We start from the raw sequence: 18,347 nt of genomic DNA, 5'->3' as shown, positions 1-18,347 counted from the left end.
TTCCACATCATATCCCAATCCATGACAGACCTAGCTCACATACGCAATTTCTCGATCGTGGCGCATATTGACCACGGGAAATCCACGCTTGCCGACCGGCTTATTCAGGAGACGAATACAGTCGCTGCTCGGGATATGAAGGAGCAGATGCTGGATGCGATGGACATCGAGCGCGAGCGTGGGATTACCATTAAGGCCAACACCGTGCGTATTGAGTATACGGCGCAGAACGGTGAGGAATATGTTCTCAATCTGATCGACACGCCCGGCCACGTGGACTTTGCCTATGAAGTCTCGCGCTCGATGCGGGCGGTTGAGGGCTCTTTGCTTGTTGTTGACTCCACCCAAGGTGTTGAGGCGCAGACGCTGGCCAACGTGTATCAGGCGATTGATGCGGACCACGAGATTGTGCCTGTGCTCAACAAGATCGACCTGCCCGCGAGCGAATGTGACCGTGTGGCCGAGCAGATCGAAGATGTGATCGGGATTGACGCTTCCGGCGCTATTCAGGTTTCGGCGAAGACGGGCGTTGGCATCAAGGAGACGCTTGAGGCTGTGGTGCATCGTTTGCCCGCGCCCAAGGGCGACCGTGCGGCGCCGCTCAAGGCCATGTTGGTGGACAGTTGGTATGACAGTTACCTTGGCGTGATTGTTCTGGTGCGGATCATGGACGGGGTGCTCAAAAAGGGCGATACCATCACCATGATGCAGAACGGCTCCAAGCATCATGTGGACCGCATCGGCGTGTTCCGCCCGGCGATGCAGCCTGTGGACGAGCTTGGACCGGGGGAAATCGGCTTTCTCACCGCGAGCATCAAGCAGGTGCGCGACACCAAGGTGGGCGACACGATTACCCATGACAAGCGGCCAACCGAAAAGGCGCTGCCGGGCTTCAAGCCGTCTGTGCCTGTTGTTTTCTGTGGCTTGTTCCCTGTGGACAGTGCCGAATTTGAAGACCTGCGCGACGCGATCGAGAAGCTGGCTCTGAATGATGCGAGCTTCAGCTACGAGATGGAAACATCTGCCGCGCTGGGCTTTGGCTTTCGCTGTGGCTTCCTCGGGCTGTTGCACCTTGAGGTGATCCGCGACCGTATCGAGCGCGAGTATGACATCGAGCTGATCACCACCGCGCCGAGCGTTATTTACCATGTTTACATGAAAGACGGCAGCATGGCCGAGCTGCACAACCCTGCTGACATGCCCGACCTGTCTGTGGTGGACCACTTGGAAGAGCCGCGCATCAAGGCGACCATTCTGGTGCCTGATGAATACTTGGGTGACGTGCTGAAACTTTGCCAGGACCGCCGTGGTATCCAGATGGACCTGACCTATGCGGGCAGCCGTGCCATGGTTGTGTATGACCTGCCGCTCAACGAGGTTGTGTTTGATTTTTACGACCGCTTGAAGAGCGTGACCAAGGGCTATGCCTCGTTTGACTATCAGATGATGGGCTACCGTCAGGACCACTTGGTGAAGATGTCTATTCTGGTGAACGACGAGCCTGTGGACGCCTTGAGCACCATGGTGCACCGCGACCGCGCCGATATGCGCGGGCGGGCTATGGTGGAGAAGCTCAAAGACCTGATCCCGCGGCACATGTTCAAAATCCCGATTCAGGCGGCGATTGGGGGCAAGGTGATTGCCCGCGAAACGCTGTCGGCGATGCGCAAGGACGTGACGGCCAAGTGCTACGGCGGGGACGCCTCACGCAAGCGCAAGCTGCTCGACAAGCAGAAAGCCGGTAAGAAGAAAATGCGCCAGTTCGGGAAAGTGGATATCCCGCAAGAAGCGTTTATTTCGGCGCTGAAGATGGACAGCTAAGCTTTTTGTTTTGAGTGACGGTGGGAGGCAGCGTATAGCCATGCGGTGCGCGTGACCGCTCGGCGCTGGTGGAGCGCAGTGGGTTTGGTGTTGAAGACGGATGGCCAACTAGTCTGAAAAAGGTTCAAGGGTAGTATGTTGAAAAGGGCAAAATTATTCATTGTTAGAGGGGGGGTGCTTCTTCTTCTTGGCATCACGACCTATTGTGTGCTGCCAATCATTTGGGACGTGTTCTCAGAAGCAACTGACACAGTGAAAGCTGCAGCGATTGCTGCGTTTGTTGGTGTGTTTACGTTGCTTGTTGGGCGAATTTTTGAACAAGAGCGCGAACGAAAATCTAGAATTAACATAGAGAAAATTAAAGTCTATGAGCGGTTCTTTGATTTCTACTTTTCTGCAATGGGTAACTCAGTTGTAATTGATAAGCCGAACGAACCTAGATGGATGGCTAAAGAAATTTACACTTTCCAAAAAGAACTGGTTTTATGGGGGTCTGACGCTGTTATAGATGCCTACGCAAGATTTCGGCGCATTCTCAATGATTTTTCTGCAACAACTATTGAGGATGAAGAACTGGCAGTAAAACTGGCACCGGCCATTGCGGCAGCAGCCTTAGTGTTAAAGCGAATGAGGCAGGATATCGGTTATAGTTTCACTTCTTTTTCTGCCGAGGATTTGGGCCTATTCCAGTTGAAGCAAGATGATCCGCACTACGATAAGTTGATGGAAGAACTTGGTAAACTTTAACCGCTAAATGCCAAATCTCTGATTTGGCAGCGCCCGAACCGCCCCCACGGGGCGGGCGCTTCGCTTCCTGCCCCTCGGTTCGGGTGCGCTGCTCTGCAAACTCTCCTCCTTGACCCAAATCAAAGCGCGTGGCTTCATTCTGGCACACCCTGTTTGCTGAAACCCGATGGGAGGCCTTCTGATGGACATTGAACAAGCAAAACAAACTCTTCTGGCGCGGCGGGCGGAGCTTACGGCCCATTTGGAAGAGGTTGAGGATGCGCTTGACGAGCCGCCCTCGAAAGACTGGGAAGACCGTTCTGCCGAGCGGCAGGGCGACGAGGTGCTTGAAGCTCTCGGCGCGCAGGAGTTGGCCGAGGTGCGCCGGATTGATGCGGCTCTGGACCGTGTGAAAGCCGGCACATATGGCGAGTGCCAGAAATGCGGTGGCGAGATTGCCGAGGCGCGGCTTGCGCTTTTGCCTGCGACGCCGCTCTGTGCCGCTTGCGCCAAGTAGCGCGGATATCTGACCCAGATCAAAGACCGCGCGTCGGGCTGCGCCTAGAGTCACGTTAATTGCTATGCCACGGAAAGGGACAGCTATGCTTCGTATCGCGCTAATATTTCATTTGTTCATCGGCACAACGCTTGCTGGCGTTGCAATGGTTGCGGCCCTGACAATGGGCTATGATACGCTCCAGCCTGTTCTGCTTTCGGCGCTTCTGGGCTTTGTCGTGTCAATTCCGGTGACATGGTATGTGGCCAAAGCGGTTTATGAGAACAGCTGAAGACATTGCCCGCGAGAGCCTGTAAGGCGGGGCAAACCAACTTAAGGATTGCCCCATGACTTGCCCGCTATGCTCTGCCGATGTTGATTTGATTGCCGTTGATGTCGAGGGCGGGCCGCATGGCGCGCAGGCGATGGTCTGTGCTGTTTGTGCCGAGCAGATCGCCGGCGAGCCGGAGGCCAACCACTGGCGCGGGCTGGCTTCGGCGATGTGGAGCGAGGAGCCTGCGGTGCAAGTGATTGCTGCGCGGATGCTCAAGCGGCTGAGTGCCGAGGGCTGGGCGCAGGATTTGGCAGAGCAGCTTTACCTTGATGAAGAGACGCAGGCCTGGGCGGATAATGTCGCTGCCGAGAGCGCGCACAAGGACTCCAACGGTGTGTCGCTTTCGCAGGGTGATACTGTCGTTCTGATCAAGGATTTGCCCGTTAAAGGCGGGGGGTTCACCGCCAAGCGCGGCACGGCCGTGCGCGGTATCAGCCTTGTGGCTGACAACCCCGAGCACATCGAAGGCCGCGTTGAGGGCCAGCGCATTGTTATTCTCACGCAGTATGTAAAGAAGAAGTAAGCGGCTTTTCCCTCGGTGCGACCTTCGTTAAAGCTGGGTCAGAAGAGGGAGAATGCCATGAGCGACTACATATTTGATGCGCCAGAGGTCTTTGCGCTTGAGGTGCAGGGCGAGGCCAGGCTTTATCCTGTGCGGCGGATATTTTGTGTGGGGCGCAACTATGTTGCCCATGCCGCCGAGATGGGCGGTGAAGTTGACCGCGAGGCGCCTTGGTATTTCACGAAGCAGGTGGCCCATGCGGTGAAAAGCGGGGCGGTGTTGCCTTACCCGCCCGGAACAGAGAATTATCATCACGAAATGGAACTTGCTTTTGTGCTGGGCGGACCTGTGTTTCGCGCCAGTGAAGCCGAAGCGCAGGCGGCAATCTACGCTTACGGTTCAGCGCTTGATATGACGCGGCGCGACCGCCAGCAAGACGGGAAAGACAACCGCAGGCCATGGTCGCTCGGCAAGGATGTGGAGGGCTCTGCTGTGCTCGGCCCGCTTACGAAAGCTTCGGAGTTTGATGCGTTGGCTGACCGGCGCATTCATCTTGAGGTGAATGGCGCGGTGAAGCAGGATGCGAGTCTTGGCGATATGGTTTGGAGCTGTGCCGAGATCGTTTCTCATCTTTCGCAGTATTATCATCTGGGCGCGGGAGACATCATTCTGACGGGCACGCCTGCGGGCGTTGGGCCAGTTGTGGCCGGTGACAAGATCAGCGGCAAGATTGACGGGCTTGAGGGTGTGATGTTTGAGCTGACGGCCGCGGAATAGGCTGTGACGCGTTATTTGCCTCATCGGGTGCGTGTTGGCCGCGACGTGGACGGGACATTGCATTTACGCTCCGGGCATCCGCTTGGGCCTGTGGCCGAAAAGACGGGTATTTGGCTGCATCATTGGGCCGAGGCCGCACCTGAACGGGTGTTCCTTGCCGAGCGACAAGGTGCGGGGTGGTATACACTGGGCTACGCTGAGGTTCTGGACAAAGTTCAGGGGATTGCGAGCGCGCTTTTGCAACGTGGACTAACGGCCGATACGCCCATTCTTGTTTTGTCGGGTAATTCTGTGCGCCATGGGTTGTTGGCGCTGGCGGCGCAGTATGTCGGTGTGCCGCTTGTGCCGTTGACGGAACAATATGCACTGATCCCCGAGGCGCGTGGGCGGGTTTCCGAGGTTGCGCGGGATGTAAAACCGGCCCTTGTTTATGCGGAAGACCTTGAGCGTTTTGGCGCGGCCCTTGAGCTTGTGAAGGCCGAGCGGGTGAGCGCCGCTGATCTTGACTTGATGTGTGCGACACCTGTGAGCGGTGCGCTTGAGGTGGCTTATGGACAAGTCGGACCCAAAACGCTGGCGAAGATATTGATGACCAGCGGATCGAACTCACGACCCAAGGGCGTTTTGACCACGCAGGAGATGATGTGTGTGAACCAAGCGCAGCTGCGTGGGGCGCTGCCGTTTTTGGGTGATGCGCCACCGTGCATTGTGGATTGGCTGCCGTGGAGCCATGTGTTTGGTGGCTCGCATAACTTTAACCTGATGTTGGCCAATGGCGGGAGCCTTTACATCGACGATGGTAAGCCAGTTCAGGGGCGTTTTGAGCGCACTTTGGAAAACCTTGCAATGGTGCAGCCGAGCCTGATGTTTAACGTACCTGTGGGCTATGGGATGCTGCTTGCGGCTCTGGAAAAAGACAGCGCGCTGGCGGCGCATGTTTTTGGCCGGCTGGATATGCTGTTCTATGCGGGCGCTGTCTTGCCACAGGATATTTGGCAGGGGCTTGAACGGGTGGCACGTGCAGCAGGTTCAACGCCGTTGATGACAACCTCCTGGGGTATGACCGAGACTGCGCCATGTTGTATTTTACCGCATGAGCCGGGCGGTCAGGCGGGCGGGCTGGGTGTGCCCGTGAGCGGTGTTGATGTGAAGCTGTGCCCGCTTGAAGAAGGACGCTATGAGCTGCGCGTGAAGGGACCGAGTATTTTTAAGGGCTATCACGGTGCGCCCGAAAAAACGGCTGAAGCTTTTGACGGGGAGGGCTATTTGCGCACGGAAGACGCGGTTTCGTTTGTCGACCCAGAAGATGCCAACAAGGGGCTGCGCTTTGAGGGGCGGCTTTCGGAAGAGTTCAAGCTTTCGAGCGGAACATGGGTGCGTGTGGCCGAGCTGCGCGAGGCATTGCTGGACTGGTTGCAACCTCTGGCGCTCGACCTTGTGATTGTGGGGGAGGGGCAGGAGCAGATCGGGGTGATGCTTGTGCCTGACCGTGAGGTGTTTGTCGCGAACGGGATGAGCCTTGACGAAGCGGGGGATATGATGATTTGCGCCCGTGCTTTGGCGGCTCTGAGGGAACGGCTGACGGATTGGAATGCGGCACATTCGGGGGCGAGCCGCAGGGTTGGCGCTGCGCTGTTTCTGGCCGAGCCACCGCAGCTTGGCGCGGGTGAAGTGACGGCCAAGGGCAATCTGAACAGCCGTAAGATCACGGGGCGGCGCATGGAGCTTGTTGGCAGGCTTTGTGAGGGTGGCGCAGGTGTTCTGATGCTGTGAGGAACGAAAAAGGCGCAGCCCGAAAGCTGCGCCTTTTCCTCTGGTTTGCGGTGAAGCTTATGCCAGATCGAAGCGATCGGCGTTCATCATTTTTGTCCATGCGGCAACGAAATCGGACACGAATTTCTCCGCGTTGTCATCTTGGGCATAAACTTCGGCATAGGCACGCAAGATCGAGTTCGATCCGAAGACCAGATCAACGCGTGTTGCTGTCCATTTGACGGCCCCCGAGGCCCGATCGCGCAGCTCGTAGAGGCCGCTATCAACCGGATTCCAGGTGTTGCTCATATCCGTCAGATTGACGAAGAAGTCAGTGGTCAGGGCACCTTCCTTGTCGGTGAAGACGCCGTGTTTGGTGCCTCCGTAGTTGGTTCCCATGACGCGCATACCGCCGATCAGCACGGTCATTTCGGGTGCTGTGAGACCCATCAGTTGCGTGCGGTCGAGCAGCATTTCTTCGGGAGAGACCACATAGTCTTCCTTCTGCCAGTTGCGATAACCGTCGGCCAGTGGCTCCAGATAATCAAAGCTGTCAGCGTCGGTCATCTCGTCGGTGGCATCGCCACGACCCGGAGCAAACGGAACTTCAATGTCAAAGCCTGCGGCCTTGGCAGCTTGCTCGACACCAAGGTTGCCTGCCAGCACGATGACATCGGCAAGGCTTGCGCCGGTGTCGGCTGCGATGCCTTCGAGCACACCGAGCACACGGGCAAGGCGGGCAGGCTCGTTGCCCTTCCAGTCTTTTTGTGGAGCCAGACGGATGCGTGCACCGTTTGCGCCGCCGCGCATATCAGAGCCGCGGAAGGTGCGGGCGCTGTCCCATGCGGTGCTCACCATTTCTGAAAGGGTCAGATCGCTTGCAGCGATCTTGGCTTTGACGGCGGAGACATCATAGTCTGTAGACCCAGCGGGGACAGGATCTTGCCAGACCAGATCTTCCTGTGGGACTTCGGGGCCGAAGTAGTTTGATTTCGGGCCCAGGTCGCGGTGGGTCAGTTTGAACCATGCACGGGCGAAGGCTGCGTCAAATTCCTTGGGGTTGTTGTAGAACCGCTCGGAGATTGCGCGATACTTCGGGTCCATTTTCATGGCCATGTCGGCATCTGTCATGATGGGGTTGTAGCGGATTGACGGGTCTTCTACGTCAACGGGCTTGTCTTCCTCTTTCATGTTGACGGGTTCCCACTGCCAAGCGCCAGCCGGACTTTTCTTGAGTTCCCAGTCATGGTTGAGCAGCAGCTCGAAATAGCCGTTGTCCCATTGTGTCGGATGCGTTGTCCATGCGCCTTCGATGCCGCTTGTGACAGTGTTGCGCCCTACGCCGCGAGAGGTGTGGTTGTTCCAGCCAAGGCCTTGCTCCTGGACATCGGCAGCTTCGGGTTCTGCTCCGAGCAGGCCGGCATCGCCATTGCCGTGGCATTTGCCGACGGTGTGACCGCCTGCTGTGAGCGCAACGGTTTCTTCATCATCCATTGCCATACGGGCGAACGTTTCACGGACCTGCTCTGCGGTTTTGAGCGGATCGGGTGTGCCGTTTACGCCTTCGGGGTTTACATAGATCAGGCCCATCTGCACAGCAGCGAGGGGATTTTCCATGGTGGCGGGGTTTTCGACATCACCGTAGCGCTCGTCTGACGGTGCGAGCCATTCTTTTTCTGCGCCCCAGTATGTATCGAGCTCGGGGTGCCAAATGTCTTCACGGCCGAAGGAGAAGCCGAAGGTTTTGAAGCCCATGGATTCATAGGCGACATTGCCCGCGAGCAAGATCAGATCGGCCCAGCTGAGCTTGTTGCCGTATTTCTTTTTGATGGGCCAGAGAAGGCGGCGTGCCTTGTCGAGGTTGGCGTTGTCGGGCCAGCTGTTGAGAGGCGCGAAGCGTTGGTTGCCTGTGCCACCACCACCGCGGCCATCGGCGAGACGGTAAGAGCCAGCCGCGTGCCACGCCATGCGCACCATCAGGCCACCATAATGGCCCCAATCGGCGGGCCACCAATCCTGACTGTCGGTCATCAGGGCTGTGAGGTCTTTTTTCAATGCGCCAACGTCTAGCTTTTTCAGCTCTTCACGGTAATTGAAGTCTGGGCCCATCGGGTTGGTCTTGGAGTCGTGCTGGTGCAGGATTTCCAGATTGAGGGCATTTGGCCACCACTCCATGTTGTCGTTGCCAGAGGCCGTGTTGCCCCCGTGCATGACCGGGCATTTGCCTATGTTGTTTCCGTCCATCTTGAATATCTCCCTAACAGTATGAGTGATGCAGGGGTCTGCACCGAATCTTGCATTTCCTGCGACAGTCTAACCGAGAGCTTCGATAGGAATAAGTTGCATTTTCTAATCATCTTGATAGGAAATGCTTATGGCGAATATCACCTTGAGACAGTTGCGTTATTTTGAAGCTTTGGCGAGCCAAGGGCATTTCGGGCGTGCTGCGGAAGTGTGCTCTGTTTCGCAGCCCGCGCTTTCAATGCAGATCAAGGAGCTTGAAGGGCAGCTTGGCATGGCCTTGTTCGAGCGCGCCGCGCGGCAGGTGCGGCTGACGGCCTTTGGCGAGGATTTTGCCGGCCATGCACGACAAGTGTTGCGTGGGGCGGAAGAGCTTGGGGAAATGGCCCGTAAGGCGCAGGAGGAATTCAGCGGCCGTTTGCGCCTCGGGGTTATTCCGACGATTGCGCCCTACCTTTTGCCACGGGTCTTTAAGGCGCTGGCAGCGACATACCCCCGGCTTGATATTCAGGTACGAGAGACGGTGACGTCAAAGCTTTTGGCGGAGCTTGATGAGGGCCGGCTGGATACAGCTATTGTGGCTTTGCCTATTTCGGAGCCGAGCTTTGAGGAAGTCCGGCTTTTTGAGGAGAGCTTTGTTTTGGTGCGCCCTGAAGGGGATTCTGATTTGCCTATACCGAGTGCCGATAGCCTCAGCAGGATGCGGCTTTTGCTTTTGGAGGAAGGGCACTGCTTTCGCGATCAGGCGCTTTCGGTTTGCTCGCTGCCGCAGGTTCGCCCGCGTGACGGGTTTGACGCGAGTTCGTTGTCGACATTGGTGCAGATGGTAGGCGCGGGAATGGGTGTCACGCTTATTCCGGAGATGGCTGTGCCTGTCGAGACGCGCTCGGCGGCTGTTGCTTTGGCGCGGTTTGCGGCCCCCGAACCTACGCGCACTGTCGGGATGGTCTGGCGCAAGAGTAGCCCGTTGATTGCGCAGTTGCGGGATGTGGCGGCTGTTGTGCGTTCGGCTGCTGCGGAAGCCTAGATGACATCTTTGAACAGCGAGAAAAGTTCGCCCTGTGAAGAAATGCCAAGCTTGCGATAGATGTTGCGCCGGTGAACCTTCGCTGTTTCATAGGCCATGCCGAGCTTGAGCGCCGCGGAAGGGTTGGAATGCCCTTGAAGCACCAGTTCAGCGACCTGTGTTTCACGTTTGGTGAGCTTGACGCCGAGCGTTTCGGCGGCCTCGGTGCGGATAATTTGCGAGAGCGGGCGGGAAGGCGTTTCGGCGTTTTGGTCCATGTGCTGTGCGCGAAAGTTACAATGGGATCGGAGCATCTCTAGCAGTAGGGGGCTGTAATGCCTGAGGCATTGAAGTTCTTTGCGTTTGAAGGGGCCGGCTTGTGCGCGGCGGCTAAGGGAAAGATGAGCGATACTGCCGTTTTCGAGCGGGCAGAGCAGTCCGATTTCATCGCAAAGTTGGGTTTTACGATAGTAGCGCAGATAGTATTCGCTGGTAAAAAAGCGGTCGGGGGCGATCTCGGAGAGGCGATACATCGCGCCGTCCTGCGGAGGCGCCGGATACTGATAGAAGGGATCGAGCCGGTATGCGCCTGCCAGATATTGTCGCATTGCGCCTTCTAAAGCGGCAGTGCGCCGCAACCAGCCGTTATGCAAGCGGGGTGTGCCACTTTTTTGAAACTGCATAATCAACAGAGTGTCAAAGTGAAGCTTGGCGCGTAGGAGATTGCGCAGATGATAGAAAAAGGAATCGCTCTGTGTGCTCGTCATTGCTTTACGCAGGCGGATCACGTCGCGGCGGGATAGATTTTCGGCCATTTATACCCCTAATATGATCATATTTTTTCAAAAACTACCCCAATCGGGGTATTACGTGAAGGGGTAATCTGCGTAGTCTTGAAAGAATAAACAAAGGGTCAAAAGAGCCCTTAGTGACAGATAGCGCCGGTATGGCGCGATGGGGAGAAGCGATTTGAGTTCTGCAATCAGCGTGAGAAATCTACGAAAGGTTTATCAGGGGAGCCCCCCCGTTGTGGCGTTGGCGGATGCGAGCCTTGAAATTGCCGATAATGAATTTTTCACCCTTCTGGGGCCATCGGGTTGCGGCAAAACCACGCTTTTGCGCATGATTGCGGGTTTTGAAAGCCCGACCTCAGGCACGCTCGAGATGTTTGGTGAAAATATCGTTGATCTGCCGCCGCACAAGCGGCCTGTGAATACGGTTTTTCAAAGCTATGCGCTTTTTCCACATCTTACTGTGGCGCAGAACATCAGCTTCGGGCTTGAGATGCTGGGCAAACCGAAAGACGAAATTAAAGCGACGGTCGATGAGATGATGGAGCTTGTCCAGATGACCGCCATGGCGGACCGCCAGACCAGCCAGATTTCGGGCGGACAACAACAGCGGGTGGCATTGGCACGTGCACTTGCGCCCAAGCCGAAAGTCTTGCTGTTGGACGAGCCATTGAGCGCGCTCGACTTCAAGCTGCGCAAAGAAATGCAACTTGAGCTGAAGCGGCTTCAGACCGAGACGGGAATTACCTTTATCTTTGTGACGCATGATCAGGAAGAAGCGCTGACCATGTCGGACCGTATTGCTGTGATGAGTGCGGGTTCGATCCGCCAGATTGGCGGTCCACGTGACATTTACGACCATCCTGCCGAGAGGTTTGTTGCGGACTTTATTGGCGATACAAACTTTCTGGAAGCCGAACTGGTTTCGGCGACGGGGCAGACAGCAGAGGTGCGGTTGTCGTCGGGGAAAACCACGATGGCGCGCGCGCAGGAAGGCACTGAGGGCAAGGGCATGGTGACACTGGCGATCAGGCCCGAGCACGCAAGCCTTTCAGGTGAAGGCGAAGGGATACTTGCGGGCACGCTCGACAATATCGTCTACTTCGGGACCGACACCCATTATCATGTGGCGCTCGATGACGGCACCGCATTTGTTTTGCGTCAGCAAAATACGCCTGACGCCGCTTCGCAGTTTGAAAAGGGATCGCGGGTGGGTGTGAAATTTGGCGCGGATGTCGCGCAAGTATTGAGGGACTAGCGCATGGCGGATCTCTCTCACAAGGCGGCAAAGCGCGCCTCTCGTGTCCGCTGGATGCTTCTTGCGCCCGCGTTGTTTATTCTGGTCATTGCCGCGAGCGGGCCACTTTTGATTACGCTGGTTTATTCGTTTCTCACAGCGGGTGACTATGGCGGAGTGGAGTGGGGCTTCTCGGCGGACGCGTGGTTTAATGTGTTTATGCAGCGCGATATTTTTGACGACACGCTAAGCTTGTCGGATGCGCACCTGAGCATTTTCTGGCGTTCGGTGAAGCTGTCACTGATCACAACATTGGTGTGTATTTTCTTCGGTTTTCCAACGGCCTACTTCATTGCGACACGGCGCAAAGAGCATCGTGATCTCTGGATGCTGCTGATCATGATACCGTTCTGGACCAACCTTGTTATCCGCACATTTGCTATCGTTGAGCTTATTCGCAACGAAGGCACTGTGAACACGATTTTGATGTCACTCGGGATGATAGATGAGCCGCTCCAGATCCTTTATACCGAGTTCTCGATCGCGCTGGGGATGGTTTATGTTTACCTGCCTCTGATGGTTCTGCCCCTTTATGCGTCGATGGAGAGACTGGATTTCAGCCTCGTGGAGGCAGGATATGACCTCTACGCCACGCGAATGAAGGTGTTGCGCCGTGTTATTTTCCCCTTGGTCAAGCCGGGTGTGATTGCTGGCTCGATCCTTGTTTTTGTTCCGTCGCTCGGCGCTTATGTGACGCCGCGCGTTATGGGCGGGGGCAATCATTTGATGATCGGTAACCTCATTGAATTGCAGTTTGGCCAAGGGCGGAACTGGCCGCTGGGAGCAGCGCTTTCGATTACGCTTCTTGCGATCGTGATGGTTGCGCTCATGGCTTACGTGCGCGCGGTTGGTAACGAGGAGGTGAAGCATGGCTAAGAACAAGGGTTTTAATATCCGGCGCCAGACCGGGTTTACGACAATCGCATTGGTCTGTTTCGGGATGCTGTATCTGCCGATTGTTTTGTTGGTGACCTACTCGTTTAACTCGGGCACTTCGATTGCTATCTGGGAAGGGTTTTCCTGGCGTTGGTATCAATCGGCCTGGGCCAACGAGCAGGTGCAAGAAGCTACTGTGCGCAGTCTTGTGCTTGCGTTTTGGGCTTCGCTGACAGCGACGACCTGTGCTGTGTTGGCTGCCTTGGCGACGACGCGCACGCGTAAGTTCAAAGGGCAAAGTGCTGTCTTTGCAATGATCAACCAGCCGCTCATGGTTCCCGAGATTGTCACGGCTGTAGCGCTTCTGATTTTGTTTGCGATGATTAAAGTGGCCACAGGCTATTCGGGGCTTCTGTATCTTGTCGTTGCGCACTCGGCATTCTGTATTCCCTTTGCCTACTTGCCGATCCGTGCACGGCTTCAGGGCATGGACCTGAGCCTTGAGCAGGCGGCAGCCGATCTTTACGCTACGCCCTTTCAGGTATTTCGCCGCGTGACACTGCCACAGCTTTGGCCGGGTATTCTGGCAGGCGCGATGCTGGCTTTTGTGATATCCTTGGATGACGTAGTGATCACAGAGTTTGTTAAATCGGCAGGGCAAGACACGCTGCCGACTTATATGCTTGGCCAGTTGCGCCGTGTGATTACCCCGGAAGTTAACGCGATTTCGACGGTGCTGGTTGCTATTTCCGTGACGATGGTTGTTGCCTTCACGTTGCTCAGTAAAATCAAGAATTAAACCAACTACAAAAACCTAAACAGGGAGACTTGAAATGAAAAAGACAATCGCAGCCATGGCTCTGGTCCTGGCAAGCCCCGCTTATGCGGACGGCGAGCTGAACATCTACAACTGGGGTAACTATACATCACCAGAGATGATCGAGAAATTCGAGAAAGAGACTGGTATCAAGGTGACGATCACCGACTATGACAGCAATGACACAGCCATGGCCAAGCTGAAAGCGGGCGGCCACGGTTTTGATATTGTTGTTCCATCGGGGACATATGTGCCGATTTTCATTTCTGAAGGCTTGCTCATGGAGTCAAAGCCGAACGAGATGGAAAACTTCAAAAACATGGACCCCCAGTGGGTTGATGTCGAGTTCGATCCGGGCCGTAACTACACTGTTCCGTGGCAGTGGGGCACTGTTGGTGTGACAGTGAATACGGGGATTTATGGCGGGGATATCAACACCGCTGCTGTTATCTTTGATCCGCCCGAAGAGTTGAAAGGCAAGATCAACGTTGTGCCGGAAATGAACGACGTGATGGGCATGGCCATTCAATATGTCGGTGGTGAGCAATGCACGGCGGACAAGGAAGTCCTCATGAAAGTGCGCGACACGCTTGTAGCGGCCAAAACGAACTGGCTCTCGATGGATTACGGTATGATCGAAAAATTCGCCAAAGGCGATGTGGCAGCCGGTGTGAACTGGAACGGTGCGTCGTTCCGTGCGCGTGAGCAGAACGCCGACATTGCGTTTGGGTATCCGCAGGAAGGGTATCCTGTCTGGATGGACAACGCGGCCATCGTGTCTGACGCGAAAAACGTAGATGAAGCCAAGATGTTCCTCAACTTCATCATGGATCCTGAAAATGCTGCCATGCTTTCTGCGTTTGCGCGTTATGCCAACGGGATTGCAGGTTCGGAAGAATTTATGCCTGAAGATATGCAAACAGCACCCGAGATTGTTGTGCCTGCGGAGCTGAAAGGTGCTGCCTATGTGGCCAAGACTTGCCCGCCTGAGGCGACCAAGCTTTACACCGCAATCTGGACTGAACTTCAGAAATAAATCCCTTTGGGCCCCGCTGTATAAAAGCGGGGCCTTTTTCTTTTTTTGCGGAGAGCAGAATGACCCCCGATATTATTGTGTTGAATGGCGCGCTGATGACTTTTGACGACAGCCAGCCTGAGGCTGAAGCGCTGGCGATTGCGGATGGCAAGATTTCTGCTGTCGGCGCGAGTGAGGACATCCGTGCGATGGCGGGGCCGCAAACGCGGATTATCGACGCTAAGGGCGGCACGGTATTGCCCGGGTTTATCGACAGCCATGTGCATTTGTTCGGGGGGGCTGTCGAACTTAGCTGTCTCAGCCTTTATGGCGTTGAGGGGCTGCAGGGGATGGCCGAGGTCATTCGCCCTTATGCCGACGAGAACCCCGAGGACAAGCTCGTCTTTTGTGTGATGTGCGACTACATGATTCTGGGCACAGGCAAGACGCCGACACGCCACGACCTTGACCAGATACTGAAAGACCGCCCCTTGGCGATGTTTGCGCCTGATCACCACACCGTTTGGGCGAATACCGCTGCGCTTGAAGCGACAGGGCTTTTGCAGGGCGGCGAGGTTGATGCCGGTTCCGAGATTGTTATGGGAGACGACGGCTTGGCCAGTGGTGAGCTTTTGGAGCCTGGGGCTTACGGCCCTGTGCTTGCTCTCACGCGCCATGGAGGCCGTGAAATGATGGGTTTGACCACGGGAAAAGACCCTGTGCCGCCTGCGACACCAGCCGAACGGGAAATGGACAAGAACGTGATTGCCCAAGGGCTTGCGCATTGTGCGGAGCAGGGCATCACCGGGCTTCACTTGATGGACGGGAATATTTATCAGGCGGAGCTGTTGAGCGAGCTTGAAGCCGAGGGGCGGCTTTTGTGCCGCTGCGAGGTGCCGTTTCACTTTAAGGGCACAGACCCGATTGAACGGATTGCAGAGGAAGCGCCAGCGATGCGCGCGCGCTTTCAGGGCGATATGGTGCGGAGTGCGCATTTCAAAATGTTCATCGACGGCGTTGTCGAGAGCGGCACGGCGCTGATGCTTGAGCCATACCCCGGAGTGCTGGGAGAAGGTGGTAACACCGGCGAAGAGGTGTTTACCCAAGAGCATTTCGTGGCGGCTTGTGTGGAGGCGGATCGACTGGGCTTCCAGATTGCCGTTCATGCTATCGGTGATGCAGGTATCCGGCGCACTATTGATGCTTTGGAGGCCGCGCAGAAGGCCAATGGCAAACGAGACAGCCGTCACCGTATCGAGCACCTGGAAGTGATGCATGTCGATGACATTCCGCGGCTTGCCGAACTTGGCATTGTGGCCTCGATCCAGCCGGGTCATGCGCCGATCGGGCATATTTTCCCGCCTACGGGTGTCGGGGAATGCCTCCACGATCATCAGATTGCGGGTGCTTATGCGTGGCAGGATATCCGCGCGACAGGGGCGAAGGTGATTTTTTCGACAGACTGGCCTGTGATCCCTGTGGATGTAATGCCGAGTGTGAAGGCTGCGATTGCGCCGCTTGATCTGGGTGAGAAGTGGCGGGACCAGACGCAGAGCCTTTCTGACACGCTGGAAAGCTACACCAAGGGCAATGCTTGGGTTGAGTTTAACGAAGCGCGCAAGGGACAGCTCAGTGTTGGGATGATGGCAGATATTGCTGTGATGAGCCACGATCTGACGGCTCTCGCACCCGCAGACATCACCGCGGCACAAGCGGTTATGACCATTTGCAACGGTCGAATTACATTTGAACGGGGATAAGGGTGAGAGGTTGAACACGACCCAAGCGGGTCTCGTTGCGGCTGCTTCCTTCCGGATCTGACCGGGTTGGCGAGGCGCCTGCCCGCGCCAACCTCTCACTGGCCGATATAGGATGCTCCCGCCGGATTCGCAAGGGTTTGCGCGCAGCCTGTGCCCGAGAGCGACAGGCGCATCTCTGCAAAGCCGAAAGGCGTGTGGCGTATGAATTCGATGCCCTTTGCGGGGGAGCTGGCCGCCTTGGGTGAGGTCAGGAAAAGTGCGCTGGTGTGCGGCATTGGCTTGAACCGCCACGAGGGGCTGGTAGCAGGGCGAATTGTTCCTTTGCTGCGGATGTAACTGCCGAGAACGTTGCGGCAGGGCTCGCCTGTATCCAGAATGAGCTGCGGTCGTAAGGCTTCGGGGATGTCGGGCCAGAAGGTTTGCACGCGATATGAGCTTGCTGCGAGAGTGAAGATCGCATCATCGCATACGGTTTTGCCTTTGTAGCTGAGTGAAGTAATGCGGCCTTGGCCTGTGCTGACCCTGCGCCGCTCTGCATTGAAAACGGCGGGCTGGGAGATGTCGATTTCGTATTCAAGCTGTGGAATGACATCAAACAGATACCCCGGGAATGTGCCATTGAGCAGGGGGGCATCTTGCGCGCCGACGGGCACTTGGCTGAACACACTGGCGCTCGCTTCCAGCCAGAGGCGCAAGGCTTTGCCACTAATGCGCAGTGCGCAGAGCGTGTCATGAAAGCTGTAGAGCTTGTCGAGATCACGCTGGGCGATTGTGCCTTTGGGAATATGGCAGTAGTGCCACGGACCAGCGCGCCCGCCTGTGCGGAATGGGGCGATAACAGAAAGCACGGGCACGTCGGCAATAGCGGTGCCTCGCACCGCTTGGCGCACACTTTCCTCGAAAGCTTCAGCTAGAAGGTGAAGGCTTGCGTTGTCTTGAACAAGAGTAAAAAAGCTGTCGATTTGCCCTGTGGTCTGGCCCAGCGGTTCGGCCACGGCGGCAAGGGTTGCGCTGTGATGGCCCGCAAGGGCTGCGACTATCTCGGGGCATTCGGGGGCGTTTGCTGCTGTGCGTTCTGTGCTCAGCAGTGTTTCACGGATGTGCCAGCGATTGTTGCTGCGCTCAAGCGAGAGGTCGGCTTGACCCAGATGCTCGCCCCATGCGCCCGGAATCAGAGTCGGGAAGTCTGCGCCGGGAATTATGCGTAGACTTGCATCGGGCCGCGGGCAGACTTCATGGGTGTGTCCGGCTAGAACAAGATCGGCTTTCTGAAGCACCGAGAGCGTGTCGGAGAGTGCTGTGCCAGATTCGGGTCGCGCCTCAGAACCAACAGCGCAATGGGCGAGAACAATGGTTATATCCGCGCCAGCTTCTTTCATCTCGGCGAGAACGCGGGCAAGAGCAGGCCCGACAGGCTCGCAGACGATTGACGGGTCTTTCGCGGCAGGAGATTCGAGCGTTTCGGGAGGTAAAATTCCAGTGACACCGATGCGCATCGGGGATTTGTGCCCTGCCATTGTGCGCTCAAGGATCACATAACGTTTGATCTGCAGGAGTTCCGGAGGCAAGCGAACGTTGGCCGAGACGATGGGAAATGTCTTTTTTGCCAGTGCTTTGGCTAAATGTTCAGGGCCAAAATCAAGATCATGATTGCCAAGGGTGGCGGCGTCATACTCCAGTGTGTTCATTGCTGTGATGACGGGGTGGTCTGTTTGTGTTTCAGCTTGAGGCATGTAAGCCAGCCTATCGGCGATGGGAGAGCCTTGAAGAAAATCGCCTGAATCAAACAAGAGACAGGCGGCGGCCTTTCCACGTGCGCGCTTGATTTGAAGCGCGGTGCGCGACAGGCCGCGATGTTTGAAAAGCACATTGTTGTTGTAATCAAACGCCAGCACATGCCCGTGTAAATCCGATGTTTGCAAGACGCGAAGGCATGCAGCATGGGGTGACGCGGGAGTGTTTTTGTTCTGGGTCAGGTGCTGGAGCCTTATGTGCTTGGGTGCCATTAGAGCTTGTTTTCGAGGGGAGGTTAACACGCAATAGTTGAGTTTATCAACTGATGTCGTCTGACCCGCGTGCGGTGCTTTCAGGCGGGGCTTTGTTGCAATAGTCAGCGGGTGTTCAAGGATTCTCAAT

General features: G+C 56.3%; 16 protein-coding genes and 1 other RNA gene. 13 read left to right on the top strand and 4 right to left on the bottom strand.

Annotated elements, in window-relative coordinates; translation table 11 throughout:
* Positions 1-21 precede the first annotated feature (21 nt).
* The 7 genes from lepA (at position 22) to OE750_RS10375 (ending at position 6,429) form a co-directional block, all read left to right on the top strand.
* Positions 22-1,821: a translation elongation factor 4 gene (lepA, locus tag OE750_RS10405; protein WP_263764120.1), complete on the top strand. Its 1,800-nt coding sequence runs from the start codon at positions 22-24 to the stop codon at positions 1,819-1,821.
* A 135-nt stretch (positions 1,822-1,956) separates the two neighbouring features.
* Positions 1,957-2,568 (top strand): hypothetical protein, encoded by a 612-nt coding sequence (locus tag OE750_RS10400; protein ID WP_263764119.1) that lies wholly within the window; start codon positions 1,957-1,959, stop codon positions 2,566-2,568.
* A 181-nt stretch (positions 2,569-2,749) separates the two neighbouring features.
* Entirely contained in the window at positions 2,750-3,064 is a 315-nt protein-coding gene (locus OE750_RS10395; protein WP_263764118.1) for a TraR/DksA family transcriptional regulator, read from the top strand.
* 85 nt (positions 3,065-3,149) lie between these two features.
* On the top strand, positions 3,150-3,335 hold the full coding sequence (locus tag OE750_RS10390) for a CTP synthetase (RefSeq protein ID WP_263764117.1): 186 nt from the start codon (positions 3,150-3,152) through the stop codon (positions 3,333-3,335).
* 55 nt (positions 3,336-3,390) lie between these two features.
* Complete coding sequence (locus tag OE750_RS10385; protein ID WP_263764116.1) at positions 3,391-3,900, top strand: alkylphosphonate utilization protein; 510 nt, start codon at positions 3,391-3,393, stop codon at positions 3,898-3,900.
* Between the two features lie 57 nt (positions 3,901-3,957).
* Positions 3,958-4,656 carry a fumarylacetoacetate hydrolase family protein gene (locus OE750_RS10380; RefSeq protein WP_263764115.1) on the top strand — a complete coding sequence of 233 codons (699 nt, stop codon included), beginning with the start codon at positions 3,958-3,960 and terminating at the stop codon, positions 4,654-4,656.
* A gap of 3 nt (positions 4,657-4,659) precedes the next feature.
* Positions 4,660-6,429: an AMP-binding protein gene (locus tag OE750_RS10375; protein WP_263764114.1), complete on the top strand. Its 1,770-nt coding sequence runs from the start codon at positions 4,660-4,662 to the stop codon at positions 6,427-6,429.
* A 57-nt stretch (positions 6,430-6,486) separates the two neighbouring features.
* Here OE750_RS10375 and katG read toward each other — a convergent pair whose 3' ends face one another.
* The gene (gene katG / locus OE750_RS10370) at positions 6,487-8,652 is read right to left on the bottom strand and encodes a catalase/peroxidase HPI (protein WP_263764112.1); all 2,166 of its coding nucleotides are present in this window, start codon (positions 8,650-8,652) and stop codon (positions 6,487-6,489) included.
* A gap of 130 nt (positions 8,653-8,782) precedes the next feature.
* On the opposite strand from katG, the gene OE750_RS10365 reads away from it, so the two are divergent.
* Positions 8,783-9,676 carry a LysR substrate-binding domain-containing protein gene (locus tag OE750_RS10365; protein ID WP_263764111.1) on the top strand — a complete coding sequence of 298 codons (894 nt, stop codon included), beginning with the start codon at positions 8,783-8,785 and terminating at the stop codon, positions 9,674-9,676.
* Here OE750_RS10365 and OE750_RS10360 read toward each other — a convergent pair.
* A complete protein-coding gene (locus OE750_RS10360) occupies positions 9,673-10,470 on the bottom strand; it encodes a response regulator transcription factor (RefSeq protein WP_263764110.1) in 798 nt (265 codons plus the stop codon). The two genes, OE750_RS10365 and OE750_RS10360, sit on opposite strands and share 4 nt — an antisense overlap.
* A gap of 139 nt (positions 10,471-10,609) precedes the next feature.
* Between OE750_RS10360 and OE750_RS10355 the strand changes: the two genes are divergently transcribed.
* Genes OE750_RS10355 through OE750_RS10335 form a run of 5 tightly spaced genes read left to right on the top strand, consistent with a single transcriptional unit; the run spans position 10,610 to position 16,211 of the window.
* Positions 10,610-11,704: an ABC transporter ATP-binding protein gene (locus OE750_RS10355; protein WP_263764109.1), complete on the top strand. Its 1,095-nt coding sequence runs from the start codon at positions 10,610-10,612 to the stop codon at positions 11,702-11,704.
* A 3-nt stretch (positions 11,705-11,707) separates the two neighbouring features.
* Positions 11,708-12,619 carry an ABC transporter permease gene (locus OE750_RS10350; protein ID WP_263764108.1) on the top strand — a complete coding sequence of 304 codons (912 nt, stop codon included), beginning with the start codon at positions 11,708-11,710 and terminating at the stop codon, positions 12,617-12,619.
* Positions 12,612-13,418 carry an ABC transporter permease gene (locus tag OE750_RS10345; protein ID WP_263764107.1) on the top strand — a complete coding sequence of 269 codons (807 nt, stop codon included), beginning with the start codon at positions 12,612-12,614 and terminating at the stop codon, positions 13,416-13,418. Before OE750_RS10350 ends, OE750_RS10345 begins: the two co-directional genes overlap by 8 nt.
* Positions 13,419-13,452: 34 nt before the next feature.
* Positions 13,453-14,472, top strand: a complete 1,020-nt coding sequence (locus OE750_RS10340) for an extracellular solute-binding protein (RefSeq protein WP_263764106.1) — start codon at positions 13,453-13,455, stop codon at positions 14,470-14,472.
* A gap of 59 nt (positions 14,473-14,531) precedes the next feature.
* Complete coding sequence (locus OE750_RS10335) at positions 14,532-16,211, top strand: amidohydrolase (protein WP_263764105.1); 1,680 nt, start codon at positions 14,532-14,534, stop codon at positions 16,209-16,211.
* Here the strand turns inward: OE750_RS10335 and ffs are convergent.
* Both ffs and OE750_RS10325 read right to left on the bottom strand, forming a co-directional pair.
* An RNA gene (gene ffs, locus OE750_RS10330) (signal recognition particle sRNA small type) lies at positions 16,212-16,309 on the bottom strand. It lies immediately after the preceding gene.
* Positions 16,307-18,217 (bottom strand): 5'-nucleotidase C-terminal domain-containing protein, encoded by a 1,911-nt coding sequence (locus OE750_RS10325; protein ID WP_263764104.1) that lies wholly within the window; start codon positions 18,215-18,217, stop codon positions 16,307-16,309. The genes ffs and OE750_RS10325 overlap by 3 nt, the downstream gene beginning before the upstream one ends.
* Between the last annotated feature and the right edge of the window lie 130 nt (positions 18,218-18,347).

This window comes from Lentibacter sp. XHP0401 (assembly GCF_025751535.1).
GTDB lineage: Bacteria > Pseudomonadota > Alphaproteobacteria > Rhodobacterales > Rhodobacteraceae > Lentibacter.
This window is presented reverse-complemented; position numbering and strand designations above follow the sequence as displayed.